The following is a 26,081-nucleotide window of genomic DNA, read 5'->3' as shown; positions in this document are numbered from 1 at the left end:
TTCTTTGGATCTGCCAGCAGGGCGATCGTCAAATTTTCTATAATCCTTCTAATTGTCTCGCTCAGCGCTCATGACTTCCTCAACCCCTACCGCGCCCGATTTTCTTGCCGTTTTAGAGCAGGCTGCTTTGGCATTCCAGAACTCAACAGCGAACCGTCCGGCAGCCGAGAGCGTTGTAGATGCGCTTTTGCAGGCTGAAAAATTGGCAAAGCAGCGATCAATCGATGACCAGTTTTCGCAACTCCAGGGGCAGTGGCGGCTTTGTTTTGCCACTGGAACCCGCAAAATCCGCCAAGGTGGAATCAAACTGAAAAAAGGATACTATGTGCCTAAACTTGCGAAAGCTCAAATCTCATTTAGTACCGCTGAGTCTGGAGCCGAGCGAATTGGCAATCAAGCGCGAATCGGGCTGCTGTCCTTGAAGTTTTCCGGCCCTGCGCGATTTCAACCGAAGAAGCATTTGCTGGCGTTTGAGTTTACACAGATCCAGGTTTGCTTAGGAGATCGGCCCATTTATACTCAAGCGGTGCGGGGTGGAGCCGAAAAGGAACAAGCATTTTCAGAAACTTCTATTGGGAAACTTCCCTTTTTTGCGTTTTTCCTGATTCGCGATCGCTTCATTGCAGCCCGTGGACGGGGAGGCGGACTTGCACTCTGGGTTAAAGATTAAAATCGCAATTGATGCGCGATCGGATTAAAACAGAGAAACCTTCGATCAGGAAACGCCGTCTAGTTGATTGAAGCCTCACTCATTCTCTTCATAAGGGTGTTGCAATGAGCAAGAACACTGATTCCGGTTCAGAGTTCGATTTTTCAAAATTTGATGCCGATCCAGAGGTGAGCGATAAACGCAATATTTCAGTTCCGCCGCCAAACCAATACTTTGACGTAGAGCAGATTCCCTCTGGATTTACGCCGATGGGAGAAGTGGCGGTAGAAGGACGGATGTATCGGGGTCTGAGCCACGGTCGGATGCCCTGGGGCATCATTGTGATGAGTTGGGTCGCGATCGGGCTACCCATTTTAGGTCTCTGTGGGTATATCATCTACGCATCGCTTGAGCCACTCTTGACTGGAACTACACTGCTGAGTTTCCAGACTCTCTTTTCAACGATTCTAGTTTTAGCGCTGCATCTCATGGTTCCAGGGGTGATTCTATTCATTGTGATTAAAGGAACTAGAGCGAAACTCCGTTATGTTCGCTCTAGGAGTCGTCGAGGTGAGTAAGCGCTTATCCCTTCTGAAAGAACTGTTTCAGAATTTCATTGGGAGGTCGATCCCAAGTGTCGATATGCCTATAAATCAGTCCATCTGCGTTAAGGCTGTAAGTGGAAGTGCCGTTAAACAAAAGTCGCGCCTTCCAAGGGACTCTCAGCGTTCCGCGAACTGTCCAATCCGCCAAGATAGTCGATTCATCTTTGGGGTAGACCTGATGCAGATCGAAAAATAGCTCAGTGAAAAACAGTTTGCCGTGAAAGCGCAATGTCCAAAAGATAATGCGATAGTTAAACTTCCACTTAAAGGTATTGACCGGATCTTTGAAGAAGATATCTGAACTATAGATGTCGTAGGTAATATCCTTCTCAAACAAAGTGGGTAGATCTTGCTTGAGCGTGTGAATGATTTCGTCAACTCGGTTTTGAGCAATCATCGGATTTCACCTCGATCGAGTCTAGGCATTGTGGCATTGACAGACGATCGTATGACAATAAAAAACGTATGACAATAAAAAACAGCGGACAAGTTCTCCTCATCCGCTGTGGTCAGAACAGAGCGAAACCTAAATCGCTTAGAGATGAGCCGAGAGCACTTCTCGATACTGGCTCTTTTGCTTCACGCCTTTGAGTTCTGCAATCTTGTCTTTGTTCTTGAAGATATGCACAGTCGGCGTTCCAATGACCCCTGCTGCCTCGGCAATGTCTTGATCTTCTTCAATGTTAATTTCAACGAAGTGGATCTTACCGTCGAACTCATCCACAACTTTGTTGAGAATTGGCTTCAGCGTGTGGCAAGGCCCGCAAGTCGGAGAGACATATTTGACCAAAATTGGTCGATCGCTCTCGTGATACAGCTTCCGCAACGCCAAACCGCCCCGATGCCGCGTCGATTCTAGGCTAAACTCAATAACTTCGGTTTCTATGGGAGCGTGAGCGGTATTCTCTTCGTTCGGCACGTCTGCTTGAATCCGAGGGAACTCTTGCACCAATCCATTCACCGAGAGCCAACGTTCCGCCAGCATTGCCGCCATACATCCGGTTCCGGCTGCGGTAATCGCCTGACGAAATTCGTGGTCTTGCACATCACCTGCGGCAAACACACCTTCTAAACTGGTTTCAACGCCGCCATGCTTGGTCTGGATGTAACCAATCTCATCCAGTTCGAGTTGACCTTTGAATAGAGCAGTGTTCGGTGTATGCCCGATCGCATAAAACAAACCTTTCGCGTCGATCGTGCTTTCTTCGTTGGTCTTGCGGTTGCGGATTCTCACCCCGGTCATATGTTTGACATCACCGACGACATCGATCGCTTCAGAATTCCAGTGAACGGTGATACGAGGATTGCTCAAAACGCGGTCTTGCATCGCTTTCGAGGCTCTCATCGCTTCGCCCCGCACCAGCAGATGCACATGATCGCCGTACTTGGTGAGATAGATTGCTTCTTCGGCGGCTGTATCTCCACCGCCAATTACAACCAGCGGCACACCCCGGAAAATCGGAGTTGCACCATCGCAAATCGCACAGGCGGAAATGCCACGGCTCCAGAATTCATGCTCATTCGGTAAACCCAACCGTTTTGCTGTCGCTCCGGTCGCAATGACAACGCTATGTGCTTTAACTTCTTGAGTTTCAGAGCGAATCGTAAATGGACGCTGCGAAAAATCAACCGACAGCACATCTTCTGTCACCAGCTCTGCACCCCAACGCTCAGCTTGCGCTTTCATCTGCGTCATTAACTGAGGCCCCGTGATGCCTTGTGGAAAACCAGGAAAATTTTCAACTTCGGTCGTGGTCATGAGTTGTCCGCCGGGAATTCCTCCTGCCTGAAATCCTTCAAATACAAGCGGCTTGAGGTTGGCGCGTCCTGCATAGATTGCTGCCGTATAGCCAGCGGGACCCGACCCAATGATCACTAAATTTTCGACAGTTGGGTTTGCCATAAAATTCTATTACAAACTCATAACGACTATGAGTAGTATAGCGCAGATCTGAAAGAAAATGAACCAGGTAAAATACGGATCGTAGGTATGCGATCGATTCTATGACTCTCGCTTCAAAGCGGATGACACTTGCCGAATATTTAGCGTATGATGCCGGGACAGAGCAGCGCTATGAGTTAGTGGATGGAGTCTTGGTTGAGATGCCACCGGAAAGCACTCGGAATAGCCGAATTGCGCTGTTTTCGCTGTCAGAGTTTCTCAAGCTGCTGCCGTTTCAGAAAATTAGCCACAAAGATTACGAACTGGTCGTCAGCGGCGCACGGGCAAGAGTTCGCGCTTGCAATCACGGTCGAGATTGTGTCTCTGGGCAAAACCAATCGCGATCGTGACTATCGATATAAGTGACCCTTGCGGTATCTGCGAAGCAGCGCGGAATATGCAGCGCGAGGCATTGCAGAATACTGGATTATTGATCCAGATGAAGCGCAAATTACTTTACTGACTTTGGTAGATGGATTTTATGAAGCGGCGGTACTGCGAGGCGACGATCGAATTCAATCCGCTCAGCTTCCTGAATTGCAATTAACTGTGAATCAAGTGATGCAAGCGGGAGAATAAATTGTTCGATCGCTTCAATCAAGGGTTGACTGAGTGAATCGAAGATTGTTCATTTGCTGAATTTATCAACTTTGCTTAGTTGTGTTTGTTTAGGCTGCTTATTCCTCATGGAGCTTCAGCAATTTTGGCTGGGTTACCGATCGCAGAAGTTCAGCAGAAGTTCAACAGATCCAACAGCAACTCAACCATACCCTACAAAGCTAAGGCTAAATTTCGGGAAACCCAAACGAGTCATCGGCTCACCAAACAGAGCGCATTTCACCCATCGGCAACTACACCCGCACGATTACGGGTTGCCTCAGTGCGATCGCCCTCCATTCTTCTTACAGTAGAAACATCAAGGGCGGACGAACAAAGCCCAAGACTTAACTCCTCTCTCTTAAACAATGACCATGATGACTTCTACTCGTTTGCAACCTTGGCAAGAAATGGAACTAGCTCGTCGTCAATTCAATCAACTCTTCAACGAATTGATGCCAACTCGCGAAGCAACCTGGACACCTGCGATCGAGTTCAATAGCAGCGATGATGCCTTCACCGTTCGCGTTCAACTCCCTGGTATCAAGGCAGAAGATGTTGAAGTGCAAGTCGGACGCGATGCGATCTCGATTTCCGGTGAGCGCAAGTTTGAGCAAACCGACACGAAAGGATTCCGCTCTGAGTTCCGCTACGGCAAGTTCCACCGCGTGATCACGCTACCTGCTGCTGTGCAGAACGATCAAGTCAAAGCTGAATTCGTTGACGGTATTCTGACGCTGACGCTGCCACGCTACCAAGCGGTGAAGCCTGCGGTGGTGAAGCTGAACTTGACTGGTACAACCAAAGCTGCGATCGCACCCCAAGCTGAAGCGGAAACCGCAGACGTTTGGAATAGCTAGAGATGAGCGTGGGAAGTAGGGAGCAGGAATACTAATTTCTGTTCTCCCTACTTCCCATCCCCAACCGTCCCCCGAAATGGTTCGGTAGGTACGGTAAATACCCCTTCATGGAACGCCATTAGCCGAACAGTATATAAGGTAGGGGATTGAAGGATGCTTTGGTGGCATTAACCCGTTTGAGTCCTGCCGCCCCGAACTGATTCTGGCACTATTGCCAGTCCCCTACCCTGACAAAGCATTTGATAGTGATGGAGCCGAAGCACCAATATGGCAAAAGTTGTTGGAATTGACTTAGGAACGACAAACTCGTGTGTCGCTGTGATGGAAGGCGGTAAGCCCACTGTGATTCCGAATGCAGAAGGCGGTCGGACAACACCTTCCGTCGTTGCATTTGCGAAAAATGGCGATCGCTTAGTCGGTCAAATCGCAAAGCGTCAAGCCGTGATGAACCCAGAGAATACCTTTTATTCAGTGAAGCGGTTCATCGGTCGTCGCGTTGATGAAGTGACGCACGAAACCACAGAAGTTTCCTACAAAGTCCTGAATATCAGTGGCAATGTAAAACTCGACTGCCCCGCACAAGGTAAGCAGTTTGCACCGGAAGAAATCTCTGCTCAAGTTCTTCGCAAGCTGAAAGAAGATGCCAGTAAGTATCTGGGCGAAGATGTTACCCAAGCGGTGATCACCGTTCCCGCTTACTTTAACGATTCCCAGCGCCAAGCGACCAAAGACGCAGGTAAAATTGCCGGTCTAGAAGTGCTGCGGATCATCAACGAGCCGACTGCGGCATCGCTGGCTTATGGTCTCGACAAGAAGAGCAACGAAACAATTCTGGTCTTTGACTTGGGCGGCGGTACGTTTGATGTCTCGATTCTAGAAGTGGGTGATGGTGTGTTTGAAGTGCTTGCCACTTCAGGCGACACACACTTAGGCGGTGACGACTTCGACAAGAAGATCGTAGATTACCTCGCAGACAACTTTGCGCGGGCGGAAGGGATTGATCTTCGTAAAGACAAGCAAGCCCTCCAACGCCTAACCGAAGCGGCTGAGAAAGCGAAAATCGAGCTTTCCAGCGTTACCCAAGTAGACATTAACCTGCCGTTTATCACAGCGACCCAAGACGGGCCGAAACACTTAGAGAATGTTCTTACTCGTCAGAAGTTTGAAGAACTCTGTGCCGACTTAATTGATCGGTGTCGCATTCCAGTTGAAGCGGCATTGCGTGACTCGAAACTCGACAAGAGCAAGATCGATGAAGTTGTGTTAGTCGGGGGTTCGACCCGGATTCCTGCGGTTCAAGAAGTCGTGAAGCGCGTTCTGGGCAAAGATCCGAATCAAACCGTTAACCCCGATGAAGTTGTGGCAATGGGTGCTGCAATTCAAGCAGGGGTGTTGGCAGGTGAAGTGAAAGATATTCTCCTGCTCGACGTGACTCCGCTGTCTCTCGGTGTCGAAACCTTGGGCGGTGTGATGACCAAGATTATTCCTCGTAACACCACAGTTCCGACCAAGAAATCGGAAGTGTTCTCGACGGCAGTTGATGGACAAAGCAATGTAGAAATCCATGTGCTGCAAGGTGAGCGCGAAATGTCGAACGACAACAAGAGCCTTGGAACCTTCCGTCTCGATGGAATTCCCCCGGCTCCGCGTGGTGTTCCTCAAATCGAAGTCACTTTCGACATCGACGCCAATGGTATCTTGACTGTTTCTGCGAAAGATAAGGGCACGGGTAAGGAACAATCGATCAGCATCACGGGTGCATCGACCTTGCCGAAGGATGATGTTGAACGCATGGTTCGCGATGCTGAAGTCAATGCTTCGGCAGACAAAGAACGGCGTGAGCGCATTGATATGAAGAACCAAGCGGATTCGCTGGCGTACCAGGCTGAGAAGCAGATCAGCGAACTTGGCGATAAGGTTCCTGCCGATGACAAGACCAAGGTTGAAGGTTTGGTCAAGGATCTCAGAGAGGCGATCGCCCAAGAGAACTTCGATCGGATCAAGACGCTGACCACGGATCTGCAACAGGCACTGTACGGCATTAGCCAAAACCTCTATCAGCAAGCCGGTGGCGGTGCTGCTCCGGACGTTGATCCGGGTGCAAGTGCAGGCGGCTCGACCGGTTCGACTGGTGGTGATGATGTGATTGATGCTGACTTCACCGAGTCGAAATAAACTCTAGTTTGATTGTGATTGAGGCTGGTAGTTTCCTTTGCTGGAGCTACCAGCTTTTTTGTTTAAAACTCTGCAACCGAGGTGGGTGAATTAGATATTCAGCTTCAGCAACACAAGCAACGATCGCAGCCCGAATTCGTTTTCCCTCTTGCCCATCACGCTGAATTAGGCTGAGATGGTCAGTATCAAGAATATACATTTTGCAATCTGTGACCTATTCCGCAGATTTGCGCCATTCTTGTCCAAGGCGAACCGCTTCATTAAAATTTGGATCATTCTCAAAGCTGCCTGCAATCTGTTGCCACCAAGGGGACTGTTTCTGGGTCACGCCAGACAGTAGTTGCTTCATCTGTGCAAGTTCTGACTTCAAAGCTGCAACTCGCGCTTCGAGCTGTTGAAAGCGTTCTTCAAGTTGCTAAGAAGTCATAAGAATGCACAAAAGCTAAGAGTCTGCCAGCATTATAGTAGGTTTTCAACACTACTTCTAGAAGAGCTGGAGTGTGAAAGAGGCAATCGCTAAAATCCCCGACATTACAGCGAATCCACAAATCTTTTAATTGCTCTTAGATACGAGTTGTTTCCAGGTTGATAAATTCTTACATGATCAGCCCCAGAAATCAGAAATAGCTGCTTTGATTCAGGCGCAGTGTCATACAGCATTTGACTCATTCTTACAGGCACAACTGAATCTTGAGTGCCATGCAGGAACAGAACTGGAACCTTGAGCGATCGTATCTTTTCGAGTGAGTTGAAGCGCTCGGTTAAGAGAATGTCGATCGGAAATAAGCCAAAGAGACCTCTCTGTTTCGTCACCTCAGCTATCGAAGTGAATGAGCTTTGAAGAATTAAGCCCTTTGCATCAGGATGTTTGATTGCCAACTCAAGCGCGATCGCACCTCCCAATGATTCCCCGTAAATGACGACTTGATTCGCCGGAACTTTTTGTTGCAAGTAATCCCAAGCCGCTTCAGCATCCTGATAAACTTGGCTCTCGGTCGGAAAGTTTCCCGTACTCTGACCGTAGCCCCGATAGTCAAACACTAGAACTGAAAATCCTAATTGCCGAAATGCTTGCATCCGAGCAAGGTAGTTATGATCTCCCATATTTCGTCCGACTCCACAAAGGTAGAGCATGACTTTAGAAGATTTGAGAATGCGGGTTGGCTCATTTGCGATCGGCATGAATTGCTCTTGATTTGAAGGGGCTGGAATCCACCAACCGTAGATACGATCGTGCCCTACAGGAATCCAAACTTCTCGATAAGGCATCTTGAACTCGGATGCACTCGGCAACATTGCAATTTGAGAACTCGGTCGATAGATAAGGTAGCGTTGAAGGATGAATAATAGCAGGCAGGCGGAAAGGTAGGCGATCGACAAAACACTCAAAGCTATAGCGAAGCGGTTTGATTTGTTCACTGATTGGTTCTGCCTACTGTCTAATCTTTTTTCATTTCTAGCGTGATTTAGGCTAATAAAAAAGCAGGCGTGGTGCCTGCCTAATCATTTGAAGAAATTTGACGATCGTCCCCTTACAAAGACGATCGCCCTCATTCCTATTCTTCGTCCAAGACTTCCTCTTCGCTGTCATGCTCATCGACCTGACCAACCGAATTCGCAGACACCTGTGCGCCCATTTCTAACTTCTCGCGCACCTGAAGCTCAAGCTCCTTCGCAAGTTCTGGGCGCTCTTCCATGTACTTGATCGCATTATCGCGACCTTGACTGATATTCTCGCCCTTGTAGCTGTACCAAGCACCCTTGCGAACAATCACGCTCGTTTCTTCAGCCAGATCCACCAGACAGCCCAAAGTCGAGATTCCCTTACCAAAGATGATGTCAAACTCTGCAATTCTAAACGGAGGCGCAACTTTGTTCTTCGCCACCTTCACCTTTGCACGAGTTCCAAATTCTTCGGTTCCCTTCTTCAAAGTTTGAATCCGGCGAATATCGAGCCGCACCGAAGCGTAATACTTCAGCGCTTGACCGCCTGTGGTCGTTTCTGGGCTACCGTAGGTGACACCGATCTTCTGACGCAACTGGTTAATGAAGATCACCGTACAGCCCGATTTACCAATGTTGCCTGTGATTTTCCGCAGGGCTTGGCTCATTAATCGCGCTTGCAGACCCATGTGAGAGTCACCCATTTCCCCTTCGATTTCAGCGCGGGGAACCAGTGCAGCAACCGAGTCCACGACCACCACATCAACCGCCGTCGATCGCACTAACTGATCCACAATTTCCAGCGCCGATTCTCCAGTATCCGGTTGAGAAATCAGCAGGTTCGCAATGTCTACACCCAACGCCGCTGAGTAGCTCGGATCAAGCGCGTGTTCAGCATCCACGTATGCCGCAATGCCGCCAGCCTTTTGCACTTCTGCGACCGCATGAAGCGCCAACGTCGTTTTACCTGAACTTTCAGGCCCGTAGATTTCGATCACCCGACCTTTGGGTAAACCACCACCCAGCGCCAAATCCAGCGTCAAGGCTCCCGTCGGAATCGTTTCTACTTTCATTCGGGTGGCATCGCCCAGGCGCATGATGCTGCCTTTCCCGAAGTTGCGCTCGATCTGGGTGAGAACGAGATTTAGGGCTTTTTGCTTATCGGTCGTTTCTGTAGTTTTAGTTGCCATTAGCGCCTCAGAAAGTGGTGTGAAAAAAGAGAGTGGGGACAGAACGGGATGGGCAATTGTAGCCGAATTGCGATCGAACTATCACCTAATTGCCAAACTTTGTAGCATAGAGAGGATGCCGCTCTCAGCACAATTCGTATTTCTTCTTCTAGGGTAACGAGAATGACCTCGAAACTGCCGAACTTGTTGGTACCGGATACCGCCCTGACGGTGGCGGGTCTTACGGCTTACATTCAGTTGCTGATCGAGCAAGATGATCAACTGCGCCAAGTCTGGCTCACCGGAGAAGTGTCGAGTGCGACGCGATATCGCAGTGGGTTGTTTTTCACGCTGCAAGATCCGGATGCGAAGGCTGCGATCCAATGTGTGGTTTGGAATAGTCAGTTGCATAAGTTGGCGACGTTACCCGCTCCAGGTGAACAGTTGATTTTGCTCGGTCGTGTGCATGTGCAGCCGCACCGGGGCAGCTATCAGTTAATCGTCTGGCAAGCGCTTCCGGCGGGGGAAGGCTTACGCGCTCTGCGATCGCGTCAACTCAAGGACCGTCTCGAAGCCGAGGGGCTGTTTGATGCCGATTGCAAGCGCCCGATCCCGACTCATCCGCAAACCGTAGCGGTTGTGACTTCACCGCAAGCCGCCGCTTGGGGAGACATTCAAAGAACGCTAAAGCGACGATATCCCGGTTTACGGGTGCTGTTTTCACCTGCATTGGTACAGGGTGATCAAGCACCTTTGTCGATCGTAGCTGCCATCAAACGGGTTGAGCGAGATAACAGAGCAGATGTACTAATTATATCACGTGGCGGCGGTGCGATCGAAGATATGGTCTGTTTTAATGATGAAAATGTTGTGAGAGCGATCGCGGATTGCCCAATTCCGGTGATTGCGGGGATTGGACATCAGCGCGATGAATCGCTTTCGGATTTGGCGGCAGATCTGGCGGCGCATACTCCGACGGCTGCGGCAGAACAGGCGGTTCCTTGTTTGGCGGATTTGTATGAGCTTCACAACAATCGAGTTCAGTCGCTCAATCTAGCGATGCTGCAATACATGAGCGAGGAGCACGATCGTTTAGCTGGATTGCGCGATCGTATCTCTCGATTGAAGCTCGATCGTGCTTTGAAACAAGAAGCACAAGTCATTTCCTGGCTGCGTCAACGATTGATTCAATCCACGCAAAGACGGTTTCAAATTGCAGAGCAACACTGTCAAATGCTTCAGGAAAAATTGACTACGCTTGATCCGGCATCGGTTCTACAGCGAGGATATGCAGTAGTTCGGGCAGAATCGGGAATTGTGCGATCGACGAACGATGTAACGGTTGGCGAAACCTTAAAAATTCAGCTAGGACAAGGGCAAATTGATGTGACTGTAACCAACGTATCGGCAGATAAAACTGTATAAGTAAAATAGCGATCGAACTTTTGCCGATGAATTCCTCTCCTAATGCAAACGCTCAAAAATCGAATCGTTCTTCTGAGCCCTGGAACTATGAAACGACGGTGGCAAAGGTCGAGAAAATTTTGACGCGGATTGAATCAGGCGAATTGGAATTAGCTGATGTGTTTGAGGAGTTTTCGGCTGCGGTTGAATACTTAAGACAATGTGAATCGTTTTTAGCAGAGCGGCAAAAGCAGGTGGATTTGTTGATTGAAACGTTGACCGATGAAGCTGAGTTTTAGCAGTCAAAAGTCTCTAAACTACTCTCTAGAACTTCAGCGATCGAGTAAGGGCATTTAGCAGGAAAATCTTCGATCGATAATCCAGTTTCTGCGCTTGCAAGTCGGGTTGCTTTTCGATACTGCTTCTCAAGAATTTCGGTAAGATAGCTTTTAAGACTTGGAGAATCTTCTAGCGCTTCCTCGATTCGTATCCGATGTTCAACAATACTCAATTCCCAACTTTGTGAGCGACGATCGATTTGATATTGCCACTTCAGTAAATGCAATAAAACAATCACTAAATTACTCGATAGGCTTCTTCGTTCACTTTTTTCAATGTCTTCGATCTCATCCAGTAGATTCTTCCAATCAACCTGGCTATAGTTCTGATGTTTTAACTTTTCGAGTGTGTCCTGAATCCACAAATAATAATCAGCTTCATACAGTTCTGACTGGCTGACCTTCAGCTCTGTCTTCATGTGAGCCTCACCGCGTTGTAATTCTCTCAATTCTATGCAATGCTGCCGCGCTTTCGCGCTTCTTTGTAAGACGTTCCCACATTTCGCAAGCCGGCTTTGATCATCTGCTGTTCCAGCAAGGCAAAAAATCGCGCACGATCGCCCCCTCGCACGACTGCCTGATTGTGCGCTTCTGCCAAAGCAACCGGATAACCATATCCTTTCTGCACCTGAGCTAAAACCAAACTCAATGCAGAATTCAACAGTGCTGAGTTCTCTGCCACCCAAGCAGGAACCTCAACTCGCGCAATCTCACTGCCTACATTCACATAGCAAAAATGAATGGCATGATCGCCATAAAACTCTTGAATTCGCGCCGAACTTTTCCACAAAGGACTGCGCTGACCTGGCTCTAGCAACATTCCCCAAATTGCCGCATCTTTGAGCGGATCTAACACTTGGCAAGGCGCTCTATCCACCACTTCACTACAATGCGTCGCACAATCAGGAGCAAGATATGCACAACTTTGAAGCCGCAAAAAGTTCATAGCTTCTCCGCTTCGGGATGCGCTGATATAACCCACCAAAGGAACCTCGATCGCTCTCAACTGATCCCAAGCAGCAAGAATCGGCGTAAGAATACGATCGCGAGCCTCAGTTGGTAACTGCTCCAAAAACCAATAAATCAGCGATCCATCTACCAGCGAAATCGTCGGCGCACTCATTTCATCAATTATCGCCTGCGCTAATTCTGCAAGCATCTGCACTTCTAACGCGGTTCGCTGATAGCCCATCCATTCCTCAGTCCGAATACCCCATTGTCGAGAAACGTAGAGATCTTCAGGACGATAAAACACTTCTGGCAAACTATCGAGCAAGGGGAGTTTACTTTGCCCGTAATGCAGAATGATGCGACCCACATTAATCAAATAGCAATAAGCAATTTCGTGATGACTCGGTGCGATCTGAGAACCATCTGTCGCGATTACGGTATGAGCAAAGGGAGCAGGATCGATCGCAATCCGCGTATTCAGGGGTTCGATCGGGATCGCTGCGGTAAAACTCAGCCGATCGCGCCACAATTGCTGCATCTCAGTTAGTTCGGCTTGGCGATCGAACGCTTGTGCCATCAGCAAGTTTGCGCGATCGAGCCGTTGCCGCGTTGCGGTTGCCTCTAGGGTTAGCTGTTGACTAATCCCTTGCATCTGTTGAGCCAGTTTTGTCAGATCTAGCATGACAGTAATTGCGAACTACCCTCATCCTAGAGCTAAGTTGGAAGTTTCAGTACGTTTAAGCTGAATGTAATCAGCGTGAGGAAGGTGATAAAGCCGATCGTATCCAATAAAGTTGTCACTAACGGCCCGCTAACCAAAGCCGGATCAAGCTTCAACCGCTTCAGTCCCATTGGTAAAAGTGTTCCGAGGGTCACGGCAACAATGCTATTGGATGCCATAACGATTGCCGCCACAACTCCGACCCAGCGTTCTTCCGGCTTTGTCCAAATCAGCGACAAGACAAACATCGTTAGACCCAATGCCAAAGCGGTTCCGAGTCCTGCAAGGAGTTCTTTTCGCAGAATTCGCATTGTGTCTTGAGAAGTGACTTCACCGATACCAAGCGATCGAATGGTTACCGTCAGCGCTTGAATGCCAACCGTTCCCCCAGTATTCGAGAACAATGGCATAATCACCGCCAGCACCGGAACGGCTGCGATCGTCGATTGAAACGGCGAAATGGCGCTAGAAGCCCCGATATACAGCGCCATAATCCCTAACAGCCAGGGCACACGATTTCGCAGCTTTTCGATCGGGGTTGAAAGCGATGACTCATCACCGCCACCCCCCGCGAGTTTTTGAATATCTTCGGTGGCTTCTTGTTCAAGAATGTCCACCACATCATCGACGGTAATGATCCCAACCAGCCGATCTTCACGATCGACCACTGGAACCGCTAATAAGTCATAGCGCTTCATCAATTGCGCCACTTCCTCTTGCTGCATTTCCGTCCGCGCTTTGATCACGCGATCGCTGCCAATGTCTTCAATTTTGGCATCGGGGATCGAGAACACTAACTGCCGCAACGAGACAACTTGCTTAAGCTTGCGGTTGTTGTCGGTGACATAGGCGTAGTAGATCGTTTCTTTATCCCGGTCAGCCAATCGAATTTTGCTCAATGCTTCTCCGACGGTTAAACCTTGTCGCAGTCGAACATACTCGGTCGTCATTACCCGACCTGCGGTTCCTTCGGCATAGCCCAAAATCGTCGCTGTGGCTTGCCGTTCTTCCGGGCTGAGTTGTTGCACCAAGCGTTTAACAATTCCAGCAGGCAACTCATCGAACAACTCTGCCCGATCGTCCGGACGCATCGATTCAACAATTTGGCACACCTGAGCATTATGCAGAGAACCCAGCAGCGACTCTCTAACTTCGGGCGGCAGATATTCAAACACATCCGTTGCCTGAGTTTTATTCAGAAGCCGAAACGTAATCGCTTGCTTTTCAGGTTCGAGTCCGGTGATGTAATCGCCTACATCAACCGCAGGCAGTTCGTTGAGTTCGAGCTTCAGACGGTTGAGATCCGAAATTCCTCTGAGCGTTGCTCGACTGTCTTGAGTCAGCATTTAACTTTCCTCCTCGATCTTCCTCGCGCTGGAAGACCAAGGCATCCAGGCTAGAAAGTGTACTTTGATATAGATAAATGGACTTCGTCCATGAACTTTGAAGAATTCAACATCAATACCCCTAGCGGGGATTGCTACGTTTATGCTAACTCTGAAACAGCAATTTCACAATGTTTCCGAGAACACGGAGAGCGAAATCCCGTCTTTAGAAGCACCATAGCGCGATCAAGGATCTACCCTAGTTGGTATCATTTCTCTTTCCAGCTACGGGTCACAAAAACAGGATAAGTTGCGACACAAATGATTCGAGGATTTGTTCTTTTTAATCTAGTCTGGTTTATTGTTAGCGGTTGTCGATCGCCCGAACCCCCGTCAGTTGCAGTTTCCCCTTCTCCGGCTGTCGCGACTTCCAAAGCGTCTCCTAAACCTGGTGGTAGGACGATTACGGTAAATATTTTTCAGCTAGATAGCCAGTGCAACAAATTCATCACCTCAAAAGAGACGATCGCGGCGAATCAACCTGTGACTCAGGCGATCGCGAAAACATTGGAAAAGGCAAATAGTGAAAGCTTAGGAGTGGCAGGATATCGGGTCAAAGTGGCATCTAGAGTTGCGACTGTTGATTTCCGCCCGATTCCAAATGCGCGTCGATCGCTGCTCTCGCTGGCAAATTGCGAGCAGTTATCGCTGTTTGGTAGCGTGCGGCGATCGCTGACACAAAATCCCGCTTTAAAGATTAAGTCGGTGCGATTTACCGATCGGGGTCAATTAATCAAACCGAGGTAGAGTTCATATCAATTCAAAAAAATGCTGCCACAGATTCTGCGTTGACCGAAATCCCGTAGAGACGTGATTAATCACGTCTCTACGGGATTTCGCTATTTCTGTCTTTGGGAGAATCTAAGATCAATCTGTGATTTCTTAAACTATGGGCAAACTCGCTCTAGGATGCTCGGTATCGATTTGTATTTTCGTTCTTGTACACTTGATAATACAGGTTAAGGGTTGTAAGCAATATGGATGTAAAGCTCGTCCTACTGGTACTCTCCGGTGTGTTCACGGTTGCCTGTCTTTTCTTTGGGACGCGCAACGGTTTTTATGATACAGATAACTATCATGGCAATGGCTCAGCGCATTAGCATCAGAGCCAGAACGCGGAAAACAGGGTGAAAAATCTACCCTGTTTTCCAAATTCAGGATGTATGAATTCTGAGTTTTTCTAGGGTGGATACGTGACGCAATTGGACTGTTTTCCTTACGGTGCGGGACATGGCGAAGAAGGAGTCTGTCTTCTCGTTCGTATGGGTCCCTATCGGATTCTGCTCGACTGCGGGCTGGCAGATATTTCTGCGCTCACGGATGGGAGTGCAGTGTCAAATCCTCCTGACCGCGCTCCGGCAGATGTAGTGTTGTGCAGTCATGCTCACTCGGATCACGCTCAAGGTTTGCTCAGTTTGCATCGCGCTTTTCCGCAGTTGCCGATTTATGCCAGTGAAGTGACGACAGAGCTATTACCGCTTAACTGGCTGGATCAACCGGGTCTAATTCCGCAATTTGTTCATGCCCTGCCTTGGCGATCGCCGGTTGAGTTTCAGGATGGGCTAACGGCTGAACTATTTCCGGCGGGTCATCTTCCCGGAGCAGCGGCGATTTTGCTGACGTATACGCCGCATCAGGGTCGATCGCACTCGATTTTATATACGGGGGATTTCTTTTTATCGAATTCCCGCTTAGTAGAAGGCTTGCGGCTAGAGGAACTGCGGGGATTGCGCCCGGATGTGGTGATTATCGAAGGCTCGTATGGAACGGCACGATTTCCACATCGACGGCAGCAAGAAAATCAGATCGCTGAAAGAATGAGTCGGGCGTTGAGCGATCGGCGGTCAGTTCTCTTGCCGCTGCCGATGGTCGGACTTGGACAAGAATTGTTGATGCTGCTGAGGAGCCATCACTCGTTTACCGGACGCGATTTAGATATCTGGGTGGATGGTCGGGTCGCGTCTGGGTGCGATGCCTACTTAGCGCTTTTACCGCACTTGCCTGCTTCGGTGCAGAACTTTGCCAAGCATCAATCGCTGTTTTGGGACGATCGCGTTCGTCCACGGGTGCGACGACTGCATCCAGAACAGCGACCGCTAGTCGGTGAGTCGCCTTGTATTGTGCTGACGGATTTTTCAACAGATTGGCAGGAATTTTGCGAAGATACGCCAGAGCGCTGGCTAATTCTACTGCCGCAACATCTAGAAGAAGGATTGATTGATATCCCACCGAAGTATGCGATCGAAACCTATCTGCTAGCACAACATTGTGATGGGGCAAGTACCACGCAGTTTATTCACAATCTGCGTCCCCAACACGTTATTTTCGTTCACGGTGATCCGAACTATCTATCGGATTTAGCCGGATTAGAGGAATTGCACAACCGCTATCATCTACATTCCCCCGCTTCAGGCAACTTGGTTGAGTTACCAATCGGAGAAACCTTCCTCCAGCCTGCACCACCAGAAACGACTTACGAAGGTGAGCTGGCCGAGCTTGGAACGGTGGTGACGATCACGCTTCCGGAGGCAATCACAAACGATCCGAGATGGCGATCGATCTCTGACACCGGGCTGATTGAGGCGCGTTGGCAGGGTCAAGATTTAGTCTTGCGGGGGTTGTCTCAGCGTGAATTAATGACGCAAAATACCGAACGATCGCCGTCTTGGATGGATAGCTCTGAGAAAGCTTGTTGTTTTCGCTGTCGGCATTTTCGGGGGCAACGCTGCTGGAATCCGAGATCACCGCTGTTTAATTTCAAGGTGACACCGGATGGATATTGTCCAGCGTTTGAGGCGGCTCAAAGCGCAAACACTACATGGAGCGAAGCGAATGAGCCGACTCGCGAAGATGTGGATCAAGCTCCGGGATAGCAGACCTTTGTACCGCCTAAACCACAGTAGCCATTGGGATTTTTAGCGAGATACTGCTGATGGTAAGCTTCAGCATAATAGAATTCAGGCGCATCTAGAATCTCGGTGGTGATTGCTTTGTATCCTGCTTTTGCGAGTTCTTCCTGGTAGGTCTTCAGAGAAGCTTCTGCTGCCTTGCGCTGTTCGTCGTTGTAGACATAGACTCCCGATCGATACTGAGTGCCGACATCATTTCCCTGGCGCATTCCTTGAGTCGGATCGTGGCTTTCCCAGAATACTTTCAAGAGTTGCTCGTAACTGATGGCTTTCGGATCGTAAGCCACTAATACAACTTCATTATGTCCGGTCATGCCAGAGCAAACTTCTTGGTAAGTCGGATTTGGAGTGCTCCCTGCGGCATAACCAACGGCAGTCGTGTAAACGCCTTCTTGCTGCCAGAATTTTCGCTCCGCACCCCAGAAGCAACCGAGACCAAAGACGGCGGTTTCAATTCCAGGCGGGAAGGGAGGCTTGAGCGGATGACCCTTGACGAAATGCTTCGCGGGAACGGGCATTGGTTCCGATCGACCTTTTAGCGCTTCATCAGGAGTAGGAATCGCCAGTTTTTTGCCAAATCCAAATAACACCATTGCTTTTTCTCTTAGGTTCATACTTCTTAATTTTAGCGTGAACCTTGGGTGGGATTTGTAGGGTTATCTGGGGTGGAGAGTGGGGAGTAGACTATTTGCACTTCAATTTGGTTGAATCAATCTGGAATTGAATCGTAGAAATGCGACTTTTTCCTGAGAGTTCTTGTGCGCCCAAGAGGTAGCCATCTGCTTTGAGTTCGTCCACAGTGCGCCAAAGAATTTGGTTATTTCGAGAAGAATTACTGCCGAGTAAATCAAGGTTTTTGAACAAGTATCGTTTAGAAACAGAGATGAATTGTCCATCGGTTAAGCTATCCCATTTCATTCGACTTGCTAGATAGATGAGAAGCTTGGTTTTATAATCGCACTTCGCGTTCGTACCCAGCCGTTGAGTAATGTCGAACTGATTCGGAAAAAGGACACAATCCCCGTTTCGAGAACTGTCAAAAAACTCTAGAGAGATCGTGTAAGAATCTGCCAATTCATAAGTGTAATCCGCGGCTTTTGTAATATCAAAATCCCGCGGAGCAGTGTCCACTTCATAATCTTTGATTCGCAGAATGCTTTTAATCATGACTTTTGCGCCACGATTTTGGTGCATTTTTTTGAACGACTGCGCTAATACTAATTCGGTTCGATGCAGCGTGACTAAATCTCGATTCAGTTGCGATCGCAGCTTCGACGCAAATCCGCCATCCTTTGTGCGGGTGTATCCCAAACTTTCAAGTAAATCATTCGATCGGAACGTCACTGTTCCGCCGTTTTGCTGTTGGGCCGCCAATTTATAGAGATACAGCACGATCGAAATCTGACGTGGATTCAGAAACGTCATCAACGCCATAAACATTCTTTGAATCCGGCGATCGTGGACTTTTTCTAATCCATTGCTTACGCCTTTCCGGACACAAGCTGCCCAATCGAGCTTGGCATATTCGGTTTTTAACTCTATTAATTCTTCTTCGGTCAAATTTTCTAGCGGCACTCGACGAATCACAGCAAATTCGCTTTCGTCCTGAGCATCCGCCTCCACTCGCATCTCCAAGTAATAGCCGTTAGCATCCGATCGCAAAATCGGCAGTCGTACATCTGGATTGCGGATGGATGCGCTGGCTCTGGGCAACACCATCAAAAGTTGACTATCGACGGGAAAGGCTGCTTCTAGTGGTTTCATCGCTCTCGAAGATTCTAGACCCCACATATAGTGCCCTACCCTCGGAGTTTTGTCTAGAGGTTAAACGCTATATCTGGAGATTTAGTGCCGGAATGATCCAGGCTGCCCCTATCGCTAGTAGTAATTTCACTCAGTTCTGTAACGCCTGCGTCTGATTTCGATCGCGATCTCTGTAACTGCCGCGTCGATCTTTTCCCTGTAACTCTGTCGTTGATTCGATCCAGGGGTGAAGCTATTTTACGCGATCGCATCCCTCACAAACTCCCTAATTCCCCCGCTCTCCACTTCCCACTGCCTATTCCTCCCCCGTCCAACTTCCCACCTAACTTGTGCCTCTAACTCACCTATCACTCCCCCGGATCGCTGATCCATCCCCTCTTGAGCCTCTGCTGGATCAGTGTTAATCTGCTTTCCACGTCGGTAATGTTTAACCTGCATGACCCGACTAACCTTGTTTGTCTCGAATTAGATTGCGCGATTTCAGGCGACTACCACCGCTTCAAGAAGTCCGCCAATCTAGAATTTCAATTGCATAAGCAAAACCCCTCGAGCTTCCCTACCACAGTCAGCCAAAGGGGTTGATAACCTTGTTTGCCCAAAAAGATTGGGCTTGATTTCTATGTCTAGATATTGTATCAGGTGCGGCGCGTCTGCGCCAGGTTCGTGTGCGAATTTATGTCAGAAGGAGCAGGACTGATGGTAACTTCCCTCAGAATTGCTTCTTCTGAAGCGGCAAAATCGATCGAGGGCTACCTTGCGCCCGATCACGAACAAGAATGGTTAATGAGCGGTGTCGATCCGGAGATTATTCGCCGGAATGTACGATCACTGCATGATACCGACTTCGATCCATTTACTCGCGAGGCGAGTTATCCGATCGCTGAGCGGCTGAATTGGAAAGTGACGCGATTTGGTCAACAAGCGCGGGAATCGGTGCGGGGCTGGTGGGTGAGCGGAATTGATCCGCTTAACCACTGGCAGCGGATGGAGTGGGGACGGTTTAAGCCCGATGCCGATACGCCGATCGTCGATCGCACGAAAAGCAAACCCGCAAAATATCTCAGTCCCAGTCTGGGTAAAGGCTCTAGCCGATTGATTCTGCTCGATGTACCCATGCGGATTTGGCAGAAGGTTGCAGAACGGTTTGAAATCGAAATTGCTGGAGCAACGAACTTTTGGGAATGGGTTTGGCGCAATAATTTGCCGATCGTGCTCACCGAAGGCGAGAAGAAAGCGGGTTGTCTGTTGAGTTTGGGCTATGCCGCGATCGCGCTTCCCGGAATTTTTAGCGGCTATCGGCGCGAAACTCGGCAACTAATCGCAGAACTCGGTCATTTTGCCACGACTCAAAGAACCGTTCATATCTGCTTCGATTACGAAACAAAACCGCGAACCTTACAAAATATTTTTCTTGCGACTTCTCGTTTAGGGCAACTATTAACCAATGCGGGCTGTCAGGTTAAAGTTATTGCACTGCCAGGTGCTGAAAAAGGCGTTGACGATTTTATTGTGGCTCATGGTCATGCTGCATTTACAAAACTATATGAATCAGCAGTTGAGCTTGAGTTCTGGCAGGCATCAAAATTATGGTCACTAACCTATACCCCTTCACTTACATTAAATCAGCCGTATTTAGGAGATCTTCCTTATCCCGAATCTGGTTTAGCTTGTATTAAAAGTGCTAAAGGAACCGGGAAAACAACAGCCCTACAAGGATTAATCAAAACGGCAACCGTTGCCCCTGGCACAGCGAAAGCTGCCCGCAAAGTTCTGGTGATCACCCATCGCATTCAACTCGGTAAAGCAATTTGTCAAAGTATTGGGATTGATTGGATTACTGATGCGCTGAATTCGGAAAATCCGGGCAGCTATGGATTGTGTATTGATTCGCTGCATCCGAACTCGCGCATCCGGTTTAATGCGGCAGAGTGGGAAGGTGCGATCGTCATTCTCGATGAAGTCGAACAGGTGTTATGGCACGCGCTCAATAGTGCAACTTGCTACAATCAGCGCGTCAGAATTCTCGAAACCCTGCGCGAATTAATCGAGACTGTACTGGCGACCGATGGATTGGTGATTGCACAAGACGCAGACTTGTCAGATGTCAGCATCGATTACTTACGCGGATTGGCAGAAACTCCGGTAACACCTTGGGTGGTGGTGAATCAATGGAAGCCAGAAATTTCTTGGAATGTTTCGCTATACGACACGAAAAATCCTGCACCTTTGATCGATCGCATGGAATCCGTTCTAAAAACTGGAGCCGTTTTCGTCTGCGTCGATTCTCAGAAAGTCCGAGGTCGCTGGAGTTCTAAGAATTTAGAAACTTACCTCAGATTGCAGTTTCCCGAAAAGCGCATTCTCCGAATTGATAGCGAAACTGTTTCCGATCCGGATCATGCTGCTTATCACATTGCTGAGCGCATTAATGATGTTGTGGGTGATTACGATATCGTTTTGGCAACACCCACGATCGGAACGGGAGTCTCGATCGATGTCCGCAATCACTTCCAAGGGGTATTCGGTATCTTCCAAGGGGTAACTCCAGATTCGGAGTCCCGGCAAGCTTTAGCGAGAGTCCGTGAACCGATTCCTCGTTACATTTGGGCAGCACATTTCGGCCCTGGAAAAATTGGTAATGGAAGCTGTAACTACCGCGATGTCGCGCAATCGGTGACGAAATCGGTTCAGTACAACATTGCATTGCTAAAAGATATCGATTTTGATTTGGATGAGCAGAGTAACCCGATCGCGCTGCGGACTTGGGCGAAAATGGCGGCACGAGTGAATGCGTCTCTGTGGCGCTATCGGCGCGAGTTTCGCAATGGGCTACTGCTCGAAGGTCATACAGTGACATTAGTCACAGACGATTTAACGAAGATGTTTGGACAGTTACCGATCACAGATCAAATGGTGGCTCAACTAAAGACGGGCGTTCTGAACATTCCAGGCTTTGAGTTCTTGGAAGCACGGCATGACTTGAAAGTGTGCGATCGCATTGCTCAGGTGATTTCTGCGATTCGGACTCGCAATCAAACCGCAGAAGCGATCGCGGTTTCCGATTCTCCAGAAATCACTCCAGCAGAATATTACGAACTCAAAGAACAAGCAGAACAAACCGTTCAGAAACGCTACAGTAAACGCAAGCATGAACTGAAGCGTAAATACAACGTTGAAACGATCACACCAGAGATCAAACTCAAAGATGATGATGGCTGGTATACACAATTGCGATTGTATTACTACCTGACTCGCAATCCAGAATATGTCCGACTCCACGATATGCAAGAGATCGAAGATCATCTAGAGCGCGGAGACGGCAAAATCTCCATTCAGGATGTCAAACTCCTCACCGCTCAAGTCGAAGCATTACGATCGCTAAGAATCCTAGAATTTCTCAAACCCGGAGAGAAGATTCTTGCAACCGATGATTTGGTTCAATTCGTGGCAACAACGGCATTAGAGTGCCGCGACGACATGAAAGCCTTGTTTAGTTTCACCGTGACCGAGAAGCTGGCACCGATCGCGATTGTTCAAACCCTACTCGGCAAAATTGGAGTCAAACTCACCTGTACAGGTCGAGCTGTTGCACCAGATGGACGGCGCGGCGGATTGCGAATCTACAAATACTTTCCACCCCAAGACGATCGCGACTCAATTCTGGCGGAATGGGAAAAGCAGGATCTTGCAATGCTACAAACGCTGATGGAAGTTACAGGCTGTAATGATTTCTCGGAGATCGATGAGTGGATTGAGCAATCTGCCTAGCCCCGCCTAACCCCATTGTGCTTGGGGAAGGGTGCGATTACCTGCTCTGGCTAGGATCTGGGATAAGCTGAAGTTGTTCGATGTTCGATGAGGGTGATGGTTCTAGCTCCGATTTAGTTCTTTTGCTAGAACCATCACCTCATTCCGAAGCTTCATCGCTTTTACTGAAAATTGACAAGTCGAGCAAAGCCTTTTGGATCAAGGCTTGCACCCCCCACCAAAGCACCATCAATCTCCGGTTGCGCCATAATTTCATCAATATTCTCAGGCTTGACCGATCCACCATATTGGATCGTGACATTCGGATTACTCAACCGACTGCGAATCAGCCCGATCACGCGATTAGCTTCGATCGACTCACAAGTATCTCCAGTTCCGATCGCCCAAATCGGCTCATAAGCAATCACTAAATTGTCTTGATCTACGCCCGCCAAATCCTTCTCAAGCTGAGCGAAAATCACCGCTTCAGTCTCACCTGTATCCCGTTGCTGCTTACTTTCACCCACACAAAGAATTGGCTTCAATCCAGCACTTTGAGCCGCTTTCAGCCGCAGATTCACCGTCTCATCCGTTTCGCCAAAATACTGTCTCCGTTCGCTGTGCCCGATCACCACATAGCGAACTGCTAATTCTGTCAGCATCGACGCTGAAATCTCGCCCGTGAAGGCTCCCGTCTCTGCCCAATGCACGTTCTGCGCCCCGACCTGTATCCGACTTCCGTGCAAATTCTTCGACAACACTGCTAAATCAGTAAACGGCACACACAGCACTATTTCTCGATCGTCAGGTGTGTTCTCCAACTGAGGCATGAATCCCTGCAAAAACTCCAGCGTTTCTGCCTGGGTTTTGAACATTTTCCAATTGCCAGCAATGATAATTTTTCGCACGGTCTGTCAGCTTATTAAATTGCATTTTCCAGTCTACGGCTTCGCGGGGACAGTTTTGGAGGGGAATCGGGAGTGATCGCTCCCGATTCCGCTGCCTTTAGAGCGCTAGCGCACCCGGACGAATTTGAATCTGCCAGTTTGGATCTTCAACCGTTTGCACGAATTGCGCGTTTGTAACGGTGATACCGTCGAGCAGCCAGATCGCATTCTGACCTGTTGATCGATTCCGCCAAATCAGATCGGCTTTGCCATCTCTGCTCGTATCGCGTGCGCTGATAATCTCCCAGTTCAGTTCAGCAACTGTCCCAATAAAGCCAGCGTTGGCAACCGTGGTTCCATCCAACAGCCAAACTGCATTTTCTCCCGTTGCAGAGTTGCGCCAGATTAAATCTGCTTTTCCATCCGCATTGGTGTCACAGACATCGGCAATCCGCCAGTTGGTATCGCTGACCGTCGAGAGAAATTGTGCATTTGCTACGGTCGTGCCATCGATTAACCAGACGGCATCCGCGCCCGTCGATCGATTCCGCCAGATCAAATCTGCTTTCCCGTCGCCGCTCGTATCCCCTGCGGCAATGATTTGCCAATTCAAATCCTCGATCGTTGCGAGAAATTGAGCGCCACTGACCGTCGTTCCGTCGATTAACCAAATTGCGTTTTCACCTGTGACAGCATTACGCCAAACCAGATCCGCTTTGCCATCGTTGTTAAAGTCACCAAAGTCAGCAACCTGCCAGCTTGTCGCAGTCGTTGTGAGAAACGCAGCACTGGCGATCGTCGTATCGTTCACCAGCCAGATCGCATTTTCACCCGTCACTCCGTTCCGCCAGAAGATGTCCGCTTTTCCATCATTGTTAAAGTCGCGTGAACCCACAATCTCCCAGTTGAGATCAGCTTGTGGTGTGATAAAGACGGCTTGCCCGATCGCCGTGCCATTCATTAACCAGATTGCATTCTCACCTGTAACACCATTGCGCCAGAGCAGGTCGGTTCTACCATCAGCGTTGAAATCGCGGGTGGAAGCGATTTCCCAGTTAGGCCCAGTTGTCGTTGTAAAGCCAGCCGCGCTTACTTGCGTCCCATCGATCAACCAAATTGCACTCTCAGTCGTTGCCACATTGCGCCAGGGCAAATCAACGCCGCCGTTGCCATCAAAATCGGGAATCTCGCAGTCGGTAGGATTCGTGAATGTCACCCCAGGTGCCAATACGAGGTTTACTGCTGCGTTCCGTGGGCTTCTGTCAGCATTGGTCGGAGTGTCAAGATTGATTTGAATCGTTTTATCCGCAGCGGTTGGCGAGTTCAGTCTGGTGAGCGTGATGCTGCCTGTGGTTTGTCCAGGCGCGATCGTGATCGTTTGTGACGAAAGCCGATAGTCGATGTTGTTCTGGGCTGTGCCACCGACAAGGAGCGGAATAGTGACTGCTTTGTCGGTCGCGACATCAATACTTGCTGTGATCGTAGAGCTACGCGACGAAATCACGCCGGTCGTTGTAGGGAATTCGACCAGCGGCGTGTAGGTTCCAGAAAAGGTGCTAATCGAAAGGTTATTGATTTCGTGGAAGTTGGTGGATCCTCCTGTTGAAGCCGCAAAGCCAAACTTGAAGGTCGTGGGCAGGGGGCTATCGCCTGAGCTGAGATTCTGGGTAACGTTGAGATTGGAAATAAAGGTCTCACCGCTGTCAAAAACAGCATTGCCATTGACATCGAGTGCTACAGAAAGCAGCCCAGCGGTCGTCAGATCAATCTTGGCTCGCCGAGCATTGCCCGCTCGACTTGTGGCTGTGGGAACATCAATGCGGCTTCCATCAGGTAGAGCAACGCTTTGTAGGAGTGGATAGTTCAGTCCTTCTCGACCGCGAACGGCGATCGATTGAGGTCTGTTGCCAATCCCCGCTGCTCCGGCTTCGCTGGTCGAAAAGTTACCGAACTCATCAAAGCCGACTCCCAAATATCCGCCCACAATTCCGGCGGCACCAGTAGACGAGTCTGAGGAGTAGCCCAAGCTGCGCCCCACTGCACCGCCTGCGGTGGGACTCTGAGTACCATCGATTAAAAAGAAGCTGATACCATCAGCACTGCTTCCCCCATAAGCGTATAAATCAAACTCGACTGACAGCCCTGATGCGGCATTCAGGGGTTTGTTGTAGATCACAAAGGAGCCTTGACCCTGGGTATTGTTGGTGAGGCGGAGTGCGCCACTGCCGGGAGCATCTGCGCCACCGCCAGCAATTCCACCTGGAGAAGCAGAACTGCTGCTCCGAGCGGTCAAAATTGGGGGAAGTGCTCCAGCTTGACTGATACCAGGGAGCCAATTGAATTGGCTAACATCTGCATTTCTGAAAGATTCAGTAAGGATATTTTGTCCTGCCATTCTCTAGAGCCAAAAATCTTGTACTCTTTCTAACTACCATTTTCGGTGAGCTTTTCTTATCGAAACCCGTACAACCTACATTGAATTTTCAAACAGCTCGTTTAGGAAAAGCAGGTGCTTTATCTTTGCTTTAAAAACTC

Annotated in this window: 21 protein-coding genes and 3 pseudogenes; 10 read left to right on the top strand and 14 right to left on the bottom strand. The window is 49.1% G+C overall.

What is annotated here, in order from left to right; genetic code table 11:
* Positions 1 to 70: 70 nt before the first annotated feature.
* Entirely contained in the window at positions 71 to 670 is a 600-nt protein-coding gene (locus H6F51_15330; GenBank protein MBD1823854.1) for a hypothetical protein, read from the top strand.
* A 104-nt stretch (positions 671 to 774) separates the two neighbouring features.
* Positions 775 to 1,227 (top strand): hypothetical protein, encoded by a 453-nt coding sequence (locus tag H6F51_15325; GenBank protein ID MBD1823853.1) that lies wholly within the window; start codon positions 775 to 777, stop codon positions 1,225 to 1,227.
* Between the two features lie 4 nt (positions 1,228 to 1,231).
* Here the strand turns inward: H6F51_15325 and H6F51_15320 are convergent, their stop codons facing one another.
* Both H6F51_15320 and trxB read right to left on the bottom strand, forming a co-directional pair.
* Complete coding sequence (locus tag H6F51_15320) at positions 1,232 to 1,651, bottom strand: DUF2358 domain-containing protein (GenBank protein ID MBD1823852.1); 420 nt, start codon at positions 1,649 to 1,651, stop codon at positions 1,232 to 1,234.
* Positions 1,652 to 1,789: 138 nt separating this feature from the next.
* The gene (gene trxB / locus H6F51_15315) at positions 1,790 to 3,157 is read right to left on the bottom strand and encodes a thioredoxin-disulfide reductase (protein ID MBD1823851.1); all 1,368 of its coding nucleotides are present in this window, start codon (positions 3,155 to 3,157) and stop codon (positions 1,790 to 1,792) included.
* Positions 3,158 to 3,258: 101 nt separating this feature from the next.
* Here trxB and H6F51_15310 point away from each other — a divergent pair.
* The 3 genes and pseudogenes from H6F51_15310 to dnaK all read left to right on the top strand — a co-directional run bounded on the left by H6F51_15310 (position 3,259) and on the right by dnaK (position 6,828).
* Positions 3,259 to 3,775: pseudogene (locus H6F51_15310) on the top strand (Uma2 family endonuclease).
* Positions 3,776 to 4,170: 395 nt separating this feature from the next.
* The gene (locus H6F51_15305; protein ID MBD1823850.1) at positions 4,171 to 4,653 is read left to right on the top strand and encodes an Hsp20/alpha crystallin family protein; all 483 of its coding nucleotides are present in this window, start codon (positions 4,171 to 4,173) and stop codon (positions 4,651 to 4,653) included.
* Positions 4,654 to 4,920: 267 nt separating this feature from the next.
* Entirely contained in the window at positions 4,921 to 6,828 is a 1,908-nt protein-coding gene (gene dnaK / locus H6F51_15300; protein MBD1823849.1) for a molecular chaperone DnaK, read from the top strand.
* Between the two features lie 121 nt (positions 6,829 to 6,949).
* On the opposite strand, the pseudogene H6F51_15295 reads toward dnaK, so the two are convergent.
* The 4 genes and pseudogenes from H6F51_15295 to recA all read right to left on the bottom strand — a co-directional run bounded on the left by H6F51_15295 (position 6,950) and on the right by recA (position 9,461).
* Positions 6,950 to 7,027, bottom strand: a pseudogene (locus H6F51_15295) (type II toxin-antitoxin system VapC family toxin).
* Positions 7,028 to 7,042: 15 nt separating this feature from the next.
* Positions 7,043 to 7,255, bottom strand: a pseudogene (locus H6F51_15290) (hypothetical protein).
* Positions 7,256 to 7,359: 104 nt separating this feature from the next.
* Positions 7,360 to 8,247 (bottom strand): alpha/beta fold hydrolase, encoded by an 888-nt coding sequence (locus H6F51_15285; protein MBD1823848.1) that lies wholly within the window; start codon positions 8,245 to 8,247, stop codon positions 7,360 to 7,362.
* Between the two features lie 137 nt (positions 8,248 to 8,384).
* On the bottom strand, positions 8,385 to 9,461 hold the full coding sequence (gene recA / locus H6F51_15280; GenBank protein ID MBD1823847.1) for a recombinase RecA: 1,077 nt from the start codon (positions 9,459 to 9,461) through the stop codon (positions 8,385 to 8,387).
* 162 nt (positions 9,462 to 9,623) lie between these two features.
* Between recA and H6F51_15275 the strand changes: the two genes are divergently transcribed.
* Together H6F51_15275 and xseB are read left to right on the top strand one after the other, a co-directional pair.
* Complete coding sequence (locus H6F51_15275; protein ID MBD1823846.1) at positions 9,624 to 10,865, top strand: exodeoxyribonuclease VII large subunit; 1,242 nt, start codon at positions 9,624 to 9,626, stop codon at positions 10,863 to 10,865.
* A gap of 26 nt (positions 10,866 to 10,891) precedes the next feature.
* Positions 10,892 to 11,143 carry an exodeoxyribonuclease VII small subunit gene (gene xseB / locus H6F51_15270; GenBank protein ID MBD1823845.1) on the top strand — a complete coding sequence of 84 codons (252 nt, stop codon included), beginning with the start codon at positions 10,892 to 10,894 and terminating at the stop codon, positions 11,141 to 11,143.
* On the opposite strand, the gene H6F51_15265 is transcribed toward xseB, so the two are convergent.
* Genes H6F51_15265 through mgtE form a run of 3 tightly spaced genes read right to left on the bottom strand, consistent with a single transcriptional unit; the run spans position 11,140 to position 14,200 of the window.
* On the bottom strand, positions 11,140 to 11,601 hold the full coding sequence (locus H6F51_15265; GenBank protein MBD1823844.1) for a DUF29 domain-containing protein: 462 nt from the start codon (positions 11,599 to 11,601) through the stop codon (positions 11,140 to 11,142). The two genes, xseB and H6F51_15265, sit on opposite strands and share 4 nt — an antisense overlap.
* 32 nt (positions 11,602 to 11,633) lie before the next feature.
* Positions 11,634 to 12,815, bottom strand: coding sequence for a DNA double-strand break repair nuclease NurA (locus H6F51_15260; protein MBD1823843.1), 1,182 nt, complete (start codon positions 12,813 to 12,815; stop codon positions 11,634 to 11,636).
* A gap of 32 nt (positions 12,816 to 12,847) precedes the next feature.
* Positions 12,848 to 14,200, bottom strand: a complete 1,353-nt coding sequence (gene mgtE, locus H6F51_15255) for a magnesium transporter (GenBank protein ID MBD1823842.1) — start codon at positions 14,198 to 14,200, stop codon at positions 12,848 to 12,850.
* A gap of 300 nt (positions 14,201 to 14,500) precedes the next feature.
* Here mgtE and H6F51_15250 point away from each other — a divergent pair, with 300 nt between their 5' ends.
* Positions 14,501 to 14,986, top strand: a complete 486-nt coding sequence (locus tag H6F51_15250; protein MBD1823841.1) for a hypothetical protein — start codon at positions 14,501 to 14,503, stop codon at positions 14,984 to 14,986.
* 446 nt (positions 14,987 to 15,432) lie between these two features.
* Positions 15,433 to 17,112, top strand: a complete 1,680-nt coding sequence (locus H6F51_15245; GenBank protein ID MBD1823840.1) for an MBL fold metallo-hydrolase — start codon at positions 15,433 to 15,435, stop codon at positions 17,110 to 17,112.
* Here H6F51_15245 and msrA read toward each other — a convergent pair.
* From msrA to H6F51_15230, 3 genes are all read right to left on the bottom strand, one after another.
* The gene (gene msrA / locus H6F51_15240; protein MBD1823839.1) at positions 17,097 to 17,741 is read right to left on the bottom strand and encodes a peptide-methionine (S)-S-oxide reductase MsrA; all 645 of its coding nucleotides are present in this window, start codon (positions 17,739 to 17,741) and stop codon (positions 17,097 to 17,099) included. The two genes, H6F51_15245 and msrA, sit on opposite strands and share 16 nt — an antisense overlap.
* Positions 17,742 to 17,832: 91 nt before the next feature.
* The gene (locus H6F51_15235) at positions 17,833 to 18,912 is read right to left on the bottom strand and encodes a hypothetical protein (GenBank protein ID MBD1823838.1); all 1,080 of its coding nucleotides are present in this window, start codon (positions 18,910 to 18,912) and stop codon (positions 17,833 to 17,835) included.
* 237 nt (positions 18,913 to 19,149) lie between these two features.
* On the bottom strand, positions 19,150 to 19,350 hold the full coding sequence (locus H6F51_15230; GenBank protein ID MBD1823837.1) for a hypothetical protein: 201 nt from the start codon (positions 19,348 to 19,350) through the stop codon (positions 19,150 to 19,152).
* Between the two features lie 258 nt (positions 19,351 to 19,608).
* Here H6F51_15230 and H6F51_15225 point away from each other — a divergent pair, with 258 nt between their 5' ends.
* On the top strand, positions 19,609 to 22,680 hold the full coding sequence (locus H6F51_15225; protein ID MBD1823836.1) for a DUF3854 domain-containing protein: 3,072 nt from the start codon (positions 19,609 to 19,611) through the stop codon (positions 22,678 to 22,680).
* Positions 22,681 to 22,841: 161 nt separating this feature from the next.
* Here the strand turns inward: H6F51_15225 and H6F51_15220 are convergent, their stop codons facing one another.
* Both H6F51_15220 and H6F51_15215 read right to left on the bottom strand, forming a co-directional pair.
* Positions 22,842 to 23,567, bottom strand: a complete 726-nt coding sequence (locus H6F51_15220) for a triose-phosphate isomerase (protein MBD1823835.1) — start codon at positions 23,565 to 23,567, stop codon at positions 22,842 to 22,844.
* 97 nt (positions 23,568 to 23,664) lie between these two features.
* Positions 23,665 to 25,941 carry an FG-GAP repeat protein gene (locus H6F51_15215; protein ID MBD1823834.1) on the bottom strand — a complete coding sequence of 759 codons (2,277 nt, stop codon included), beginning with the start codon at positions 25,939 to 25,941 and terminating at the stop codon, positions 23,665 to 23,667.
* Positions 25,942 to 26,081: the final 140 nt, after the last annotated feature.

The sequence above is a fragment of the Cyanobacteria bacterium FACHB-DQ100 genome (assembly GCA_014695195.1).
Taxonomy (GTDB): Bacteria; Cyanobacteriota; Cyanobacteriia; order Leptolyngbyales; family Leptolyngbyaceae; genus Leptolyngbya.
The sequence above is the reverse complement of the archived record's forward strand: the minus strand, read 5'-3'. Positions and strand labels throughout refer to the sequence as shown.

Coding starts and splice junctions, on each gene's coding strand:
- H6F51_15330 (MBD1823854.1), top strand. CDS start 71: ATGACTTCCTCAACCCCTACCGCGCCCGATTTTCTTGCCGTTTTAGAG.
- H6F51_15325 (MBD1823853.1), top strand. CDS start 775: ATGAGCAAGAACACTGATTCCGGTTCAGAGTTCGATTTTTCAAAATTT.
- H6F51_15320 (MBD1823852.1), bottom strand. CDS start 1,651: ATGATTGCTCAAAACCGAGTTGACGAAATCATTCACACGCTCAAGCAA.
- trxB (MBD1823851.1), bottom strand. CDS start 3,157: ATGGCAAACCCAACTGTCGAAAATTTAGTGATCATTGGGTCGGGTCCC.
- H6F51_15305 (MBD1823850.1), top strand. CDS start 4,171: ATGACTTCTACTCGTTTGCAACCTTGGCAAGAAATGGAACTAGCTCGT.
- dnaK (MBD1823849.1), top strand. CDS start 4,921: ATGGCAAAAGTTGTTGGAATTGACTTAGGAACGACAAACTCGTGTGTC.
- recA (MBD1823847.1), bottom strand. CDS start 9,461: ATGGCAACTAAAACTACAGAAACGACCGATAAGCAAAAAGCCCTAAAT.
- H6F51_15275 (MBD1823846.1), top strand. CDS start 9,624: ATGACCTCGAAACTGCCGAACTTGTTGGTACCGGATACCGCCCTGACG.
- xseB (MBD1823845.1), top strand. CDS start 10,892: ATGAATTCCTCTCCTAATGCAAACGCTCAAAAATCGAATCGTTCTTCT.
- H6F51_15265 (MBD1823844.1), bottom strand. CDS start 11,601: ATGAAGACAGAGCTGAAGGTCAGCCAGTCAGAACTGTATGAAGCTGAT.
- H6F51_15260 (MBD1823843.1), bottom strand. CDS start 12,815: ATGCTAGATCTGACAAAACTGGCTCAACAGATGCAAGGGATTAGTCAA.
- mgtE (MBD1823842.1), bottom strand. CDS start 14,200: ATGCTGACTCAAGACAGTCGAGCAACGCTCAGAGGAATTTCGGATCTC.
- H6F51_15250 (MBD1823841.1), top strand. CDS start 14,501: ATGATTCGAGGATTTGTTCTTTTTAATCTAGTCTGGTTTATTGTTAGC.
- msrA (MBD1823839.1), bottom strand. CDS start 17,741: ATGGTGTTATTTGGATTTGGCAAAAAACTGGCGATTCCTACTCCTGAT.
- H6F51_15235 (MBD1823838.1), bottom strand. CDS start 18,912: ATGAAACCACTAGAAGCAGCCTTTCCCGTCGATAGTCAACTTTTGATG.
- H6F51_15230 (MBD1823837.1), bottom strand. CDS start 19,350: ATGCAGGTTAAACATTACCGACGTGGAAAGCAGATTAACACTGATCCA.
- H6F51_15225 (MBD1823836.1), top strand. CDS start 19,609: ATGGTAACTTCCCTCAGAATTGCTTCTTCTGAAGCGGCAAAATCGATC.
- H6F51_15215 (MBD1823834.1), bottom strand. CDS start 25,941: ATGGCAGGACAAAATATCCTTACTGAATCTTTCAGAAATGCAGATGTT.